Source organism: Marinagarivorans sp. (genome assembly GCF_982758155.1).
This window is the reverse complement of record NZ_CEXWTU010000282.1, coordinates 1-5458: the sequence shown is the minus strand read 5'-3', so window position 1 is coordinate 5458 and position 5458 is coordinate 1. Positions and strand designations below refer to the sequence as shown.

Here is a 5458-nt window from a genome sequence, read left to right as displayed (position 1 = left end):
AACTGCTCCATGCGTTACCCTACTGACCTATGTCCTATAGGCCCCGGCATGCGCCACTTTAAGCGCCTCTATAAGAAAGCCGCTTCGATAACCGCTCCTGCGTTATTCTTACAACCTGCTTCCCTGCAGGCCCTCTTCGCCTAATTGGATAAACTATTATTGCCTCGTCCCTTATATCGGTAAATAAGCGGTGAATGTACTGCCTTCATTTAGCTTGCTGGTGCAATGCACAAAGCCACCGTGTAGGTTGGTGAATTCGTCGACAAGCGCTAGGCCTAGACCCGTACCTTAACCATGGATATTTTTGGTTTCCTGGTCGACCTGCTTAAAGCGTGTAAAGAGTTTTTGGAAATCGTTTTCATGAATGCCCTTACCGGTACCTTTTACGGCGAGAGCACAGTAGCTTTTTATTCTCGATGTTGACCGTTTCTATGCTCAGCCATTGCCAAGTGCAATGGTCTCATGCTTTTCCAGTTTATAGGCGAACTCGGCCCTTTATTGATGGCACGGGCATCGTCGTGACATAGGCTGCTGCGGTGTCAGGCTTTTGGCTCAAATGGTAAAACTGCGTTGGTCGCGGTTCCATCGGCTTAATCCTGTGCTTTTATAGCCAGCCCAAATATTAGATTGGTTATCCTCAAAAAGTGTTGTGACAAAATTACTGGATAGGCCGTCAGGGCCGGTTTGCCCGTGATCGATCGGTTTGTGTTCGACATTGAATCGCGCAACGCCGTTATAATAGTGGCTGGGCAAGGGGGGGCGGTTGGCCTTGATAGCATCACTTACGTAATCACGGGTAAGGTAGTGAGTAAAAGTATGATCCTTTGGTGATAAGTGGTTAAGGTCGCGACTAGTACCGGCCCAAGTATCACCCTTCATGGTCAACGGCAAGGGGCGTGGTCCACTCACTGCTTAGGCCATGCTCCGAAAATGCTGAATACGGTCGCCATCAAAGCGCTTTAGGCCGGCCTCTGTCGCTAGCCATATAGTTTTTGTGGGCGAAGATGAGATCTTCAATGGCATCTAGCTTGTCTTAGGGCCGAGGAAAAAATACTTTATCCAACAATACTTGCCTCCTGCTTCCTCAGCAGCGTTGCTCTAAGCGTTACATGCCCCGGCATGCGCCCCCTCGAGCGCCTTGCTGAGAAAGCAGGCGCCCTCGTCTAGTTGGACAAACTATTATTGCCTCGCCCCTTAGCTGTTTTGGTTTTGGGTAAGGCGTTGAGCTAATAGGTCTTTGGTGTTTTCAGGCGCAACCGGCTGTGCCGCTCCGGTATGAGGGGAGGCTAGGGTAAGGGGGAGGGCAAAAGTCTTGCTGAAAGAGGCGCCACAAGTGATCGATATGTTCAATAAAATGCCAAATAGGCACAGATTCCGTCTTTTTATCGCGGTGTAATGCTAGCACTGCTATCTAGGCTATGTATCATAAGGCGTCTAGGGGTGTTATATTTTGGTTTGTGGAGCTAATCGCTCCGTATGCTGAGATGTTTCGGTTTATCTCACAGTCGAGGCGTCGTCGTTTTGGCTGTATTATGCCGATACCTCTAAGGTTGGGTGGCTGGCTTGGTCGGAAACACGGTCAAGTATGCTGTAAGCCACTAGCCGCTTGTGCAAAAAACTTAAAAGCTGCATTCGTAATGGTGATAGCGAATGTAGTCATTCATTGTTCACCGCATCAAAGAAGAAAGCATTATGAGTAAAGGTACTGTTAAGTGGTTTAACGCGGACAAAGGTTTTGGTTTTATTACTCCTGAAGACGGAAGCAAAGATTTGTTTGTTCATCACTCAGAAATTCAAGCTGGTGGCGGATACGCAACTTTGAACGACGGCCAAGCCGTTGAGTTTGAAGTAGGACAAGGCCAAAAAGGTCCATGTGCTAACAAGGTTGTACCTATTTAAACCTTTGGTTTAAATAACATAGCAAAGTGCTTGGTTAAGTTTGATGGTGACTGATTGTATGCTGCAAAGCCCACAATCAGTCACTTAAAAATGAAGCTGAGCACTTTGTTACCAATCATTATTAGGGGCGAAGGCGTATCAAGCGTGTTTTCTCTCAGTGTTACTCCAAATGCAACATTCCTCGGTGTAATACTCTTTAAATACCCCCTCCAAAAATTCTATTTTTCGTCCATTTAAGTATTACGCGTCCATGTTGAGTGGTCTGTGAGCGTGAATACGCTGTTTTCCAAGTCGATAAGACACAGTAAAATTTGTATGCAATAGATGCTAAATTTTGATAGGTATGTGGCAAAAGAAACAATGACGAACCCTTTAGATAAACTTCCTGAAATATTGAAAAAAGATTTAGATAGTAACCTTTGTGTATGTAACGAGGTGCTTAAAATCGACGTTATCAATGCTATCGCGCGTGGCGCTAATACCCTCGAAATGGTTCGCAGCGAAACCTATGCTACAGATGGTAACGGCTGCTGCAGTCAGCAAGTAAAGCGCTTGATTGAGTGTATTTTGAAATAAACGGTCCCTCATCTAATGGTGATTACAAGCCGTTAACAATGCATTTCTCACATTATAGGAAAACAATGAAATACCTAATCATAGGGATACTGATTATGACGTTAATGGCTAAGGCTTATGGGGCGACTTCGCTCATTGATCAACTGGATCAGTTTTGCAGCCCATGTAGCGATAAAGTTGAGACTCAAACCGGTAGCTATATATTAGAGAAGGGTGAAGAGGCTTTGATTAGCCGTGCTTGGTTAGCCGAGAACGCCACGCAAACCATAGATGTTCAGTACTTTATTTGGAGTACGGACAATATCGGTATTTTGGCTGGCGAGGCGCTGTTAAGTGCGGCGCAGCGGGGCGTAAAGGTCCGTGTGATTGTTGATGACTTATTGGTCGATGCGCAGAGTCAGACGCTTTTAATCTTAGCGGCACACCCGAATGTCTCGATAAAAATCTATAACCCGCAGCATTCGGTTGGGGTTTCCTTTTGGCGGCGGGTTAAAAATTTGTTAACGAACTTCCATGGCGCTAATCAGCGTATGCACGACAAAGCCGCTATTTTTGATGGCGTGATTGGTGTCACGGGGGGGCGTAATATGGCGGACGAATATTTCGATTACGATCATGATTATAATTTTAGGGATCGCGATATTCTATTGGTAGGGCGCGCTGTAGGTGATATGAGCATTAACTTTGATGAGTTTTGGCAGAGCCCTCTCTCGGTGAATGTTGCGGACATACTTGTGGATGAAGTGGCGGCGATTAATGATGCCCAAATTAAATTACATGTAGATGCTTTACATGCTTATGCGCAGGATGACGCTAATTTTTCACCGCTAGTGCGTGAGATGCTCAACAATTTACCCCAACATTTTGCGGCCATGTTTAACGGCATGCAGTGGGGGGATGTGCGCTACATTAGTGATGTGCCGGGTAAAAACGATGGCAGTGAATTTTTAGCGGGCGGTGGCGAATCGACGCAGTATTTAGCCGAGCAACTTATCGCGGCGAAGCAGCGTGTACTTATCCAAAGCCCATACCTTGTTTTCCCTGAAGAAGGTATGGCGTTGTTACAAGGCTTGTTAGATCAAGGTGTTAGTGTTGATATATCAACGAACTCTTTGGCCTCTACGGATAACTTAATGGCCTTTAGTGGTTACGCAAAACAGCGAAAAAAGTTATTGAAGATGGGGGTTGGGCTGTACGAATTTAAACCGCACCCCGAAAACCAGCAAGAGTTGATCGATCGATACCCCGAGTTAAAAGATAAAAATCCTATCTTTGCCATTCACGCTAAAAGTATGGTGATTGATGACAATACGATTTTTATCGGCACGTTTAACCTAGATCCACGCTCGGCTAACCTCAATACCGAGGTTGGCGTTTTAATCGACAATCCGGTGTTGGGTGCTCAGTTACAGCAAAGTATTCTAAGGGATATTCAGCCTGAAAATAGCTGGCAGATAACGCTTGAATATAACCCTGATAAAGAAGTGGCTTTTGGCAAGCGTGTGAAGCTCTGGTTTTATCGGGTGTTGCCAATTGGGCGCCTTTTATAGCTCGCCCTATTGTGTGATTGGGCCCCGGTGCTGCCTGCAATGGCTGCACCGGGGGGGCATAACCGTGATTCATTCGTCCCGCCTCGTAGAGTCTGTCTATACTCATAAAGTTATCCAAAAACAAACCTGTTAACTTATATGTGCGTAGTACTGCCGCGGGCCAACGATGTTAGATGATGAGAGTAAAAAAGACCTCCTCGAAGCTTTTGAAGACTTGCATGCCGAGGTAGAAGCCTGCCTGATTAGCTCGCTAGCCGGTGCCGCGCCTACTGGCGGGGGCGCTATGCTCAATCGGCTATTTCGTGCAATACACAATGTAAAAGGCAATGCTGGCTTGATGGGGGTTCAGCCGGTTGTCGATTTTGCGCATGTTATCGAAGAGGTCGCAGAGTCTCTTCGCTCGGGGAAATTCCCGCTCAGTGAAAAAGTTGCGGAAACCCTACTGATCGGCATGGATCGGTTAAGGGATATCCATGAGCAGGAATTGCTCGATAAGCGTTTTGATAACCTGAGTATTGATGAACTTAAATTGCGGTACCACACGCTAGCTTTGGCCAATGAAGGCAATGCTGTTGAGATTGCGCTAAGCACATTACAGTTTTTAGGTGCCGGTGTTGCTGATGAGGGAGCCGTGTTGTCGGCAAGTCCTATCGTTAATTGTGACCAGCATATTCACCAGTTAGAGTTATGTTCCGAAACCGACCTTAAAGTGAGAGACCTCACTTTCTTTCAGCTCACGGCGTTGGCGCTGGATAATATAGAACCGTCTTATTTTGGCCGAAGTATTCAGCTTTACGACTGGGCCATGAAAATGAACGAGATCTCGGGGCGGCAAGTGGATTCCAAGCAGTTTGCGGCGGCAATTTATTTGCATGACCTTGGAATGATGTTTGCCCCTTCAGAGACGCGGAGTAATCGCCTGCCGGCAAACGTAATAAATTGCGACGCGGTTCAAAGCCACTCCGATTGGGGTTACCAGTATTTAGTGCGAATGCCGGGCTGGGAAGAGGCGGCAACCATTATAAAAGAGCACCACGAGTGCGTTGATGGTTCGGGTTACCCTAATGGATTAACGGGGGAGGAAATACACCCCGGAGCAAAAATACTTAAAATTCTAGACAGTTTTTTTGCGTTAACGAATGGTAGTGTGGATGCGGAGCGTCGTAGTTCAACGGTGCGTGCGGTCTCGGCTATTAATGCGCGAATTGATACCGAATTTGAGGGTTTGTGGGTGCAGTGTTTTAACCATATGATTCGTAAAGAATTACGGTTGGGCTATATTTAGGGGCGAGCACTAAATAAGGGGCGAGGAAACAATATTTCATCCGCTAATGCTTGATTTCGACATCCTTACCTTCGTTGCTCAAAGCGTTACATACCTCGGTAACTGCTCCATGCGTTACCCTAATGACCAGCCCTTTCAAGGTGACTTT

General features: G+C 46.4%; 5 protein-coding genes and 1 pseudogene. 4 read left to right on the top strand and 2 right to left on the bottom strand.

Annotated elements, in window-relative coordinates:
* Window positions 1-171: 171 nt before the first annotated feature.
* Window positions 172-276 (bottom strand): annotated as a pseudogene (locus tag AC3A8L_RS19405) (hypothetical protein); the annotation flags it as partial.
* Between the two features lie 276 nt (window positions 277-552).
* Window positions 553-909, bottom strand: a complete 357-nt coding sequence (locus AC3A8L_RS19400; RefSeq protein ID WP_487963924.1) for a two-component regulator propeller domain-containing protein — start codon at window positions 907-909, stop codon at window positions 553-555.
* Between the two features lie 783 nt (window positions 910-1692).
* On the opposite strand from AC3A8L_RS19400, the gene AC3A8L_RS19395 reads away from it, so the two are divergent.
* From AC3A8L_RS19395 to AC3A8L_RS19380, 4 genes are all read left to right on the top strand, one after another.
* Window positions 1693-1899, top strand: coding sequence for a cold-shock protein (locus AC3A8L_RS19395; protein WP_019529385.1), 207 nt, complete (start codon window positions 1693-1695; stop codon window positions 1897-1899).
* Window positions 1900-2259: 360 nt separating this feature from the next.
* Complete coding sequence (locus AC3A8L_RS19390; RefSeq protein ID WP_487963923.1) at window positions 2260-2475, top strand: (2Fe-2S)-binding protein; 216 nt, start codon at window positions 2260-2262, stop codon at window positions 2473-2475.
* Window positions 2476-2540: 65 nt separating this feature from the next.
* Complete coding sequence (locus AC3A8L_RS19385) at window positions 2541-4025, top strand: phospholipase D-like domain-containing protein (RefSeq protein WP_487963922.1); 1485 nt, start codon at window positions 2541-2543, stop codon at window positions 4023-4025.
* 166 nt (window positions 4026-4191) lie between these two features.
* Window positions 4192-5310, top strand: coding sequence for an HD-GYP domain-containing protein (locus tag AC3A8L_RS19380; RefSeq protein ID WP_487963921.1), 1119 nt, complete (start codon window positions 4192-4194; stop codon window positions 5308-5310).
* Window positions 5311-5458: the final 148 nt, after the last annotated feature.